This is a genomic window from Oleiphilus sp. HI0080 (assembly GCF_001635135.1).
Map to the genome: position 1 here is coordinate 1 of NZ_LWFU01000946.1, position 1,133 is coordinate 1,133.

Annotated in this window: 3 protein-coding genes; all 3 read right to left on the minus strand. The window is 45.2% G+C overall.

The genetic code is table 11. From position 1 onward, the window contains the following. Nucleotides 1-329: 50S ribosomal protein L20 (gene rplT / locus A3751_RS18415; RefSeq protein WP_068458508.1), on the minus strand; the 329-nt coding region annotated here is incomplete at its 3' end. Between the two features lie 31 nt (nt 330-360). Then, on the minus strand, nt 361-552 hold the full coding sequence (rpmI, locus tag A3751_RS18420; RefSeq protein WP_068458480.1) for a 50S ribosomal protein L35: 192 nt from the start codon (nt 550-552) through the stop codon (nt 361-363). Nucleotides 553-624: 72 nt separating this feature from the next. Further along, on the minus strand, nt 625-1,133 hold a 509-nt coding region (gene infC, locus A3751_RS18425), incomplete at its 5' end, for a translation initiation factor IF-3 (protein ID WP_255376099.1).

The following is a 1,133-nucleotide window of genomic DNA, read 5'->3' on the forward strand; positions in this document are numbered from 1 at the left end:
ACAACCGCAGTGAAAACTGGCGCATCATTCATCGCTAGATCAGCTAGAACTTTACGGTCAATTTCAACGTTTGCCTTTTTCAAACCGGCAATAAGACGGCTGTATGACAATCCGTTCAAACGCGCACCAGCATTAATACGAGCAATCCACAATTGACGGAATTGACGCTTACGCTGCTTACGGTCACGGTATGCATATTGACCAGCTTTGATAACTGCTTGCTTGGCTACACGAAAGACTCGGCTACGAGCTCCGTAATAACCTTTAGCTTGCTTAAGTATTTTCTTGTGGCGACGGTGCGCAGTAACTCCACGTTTTACGCGAGGCATAGTGTTCTCCTAAACTAAATCTTGAACCAAATTAGATACGCAACATGCGCTTGATAGACTGCTGATCTTGATCGGCAACCTGCTTGCAACCACGAAGCTGACGCTTACGCTTTGGCGACTTTTTGGTCAAGATGTGACTAGTGAAGGATTGCTTATGCTTGAATCCGTTGGCTGTCTTTTTAAAGCGTTTAGCCGCACCGCTCTTTACTTTCATTTTAGGCATAATAACTCACTCCGCATTGGATAAGTATTTGAGTAAAACCAAGCGCCTATGTAGCATCTGCTACAGCTTGTTTTACTTTCTCTTTTTAGGGGCTATAACCATCATCATTTGACGACCTTCCATTTTAGGTCGCTGTTCGACAACTCCGAGCTCTTCTAGATCTTGTTCGATCCGTTCGAGCAACTTCATGCCGATCTCTTGATGGGCCATTTCGCGGCCTCGGTAACGAATAGTCACCTTGGCTTTGTCCCCTGCTTCAAGGAAACGTATCAGGTTGCGCAGTTTTACCTGATAATCCCCTTCTTCCGTCCCTGGTCGTAACTTAATCTCTTTGACCTGGGTCTGCTTCTGCTTCTTGCGTTGTGCCGCTTTTTGCTTTTTCTCTTCGAATATCTTTTTGCCGTAATCCATGATTTTACACACAATTGGATCACTGTCAGCAATCTGAACAAGATCAAGAGACACTGATTCTGCTCTCGATATCGCTTCACCGATAGGGACAATCCCTACCTGCTCGCCGTTTTCGTCAATAAGACGTACTTCAGACGCCTCGATATTCTCATTGATGGTGGCTTTCTTAG

Bases quoted from the DNA above. Each gene is read 5' to 3' on its own strand.
- rpmI (WP_068458480.1), bottom strand. From the start codon at position 552: ATGCCTAAAATGAAAGTAAAGAGCGGTGCGGCTAAACGCTTTAAAAAG.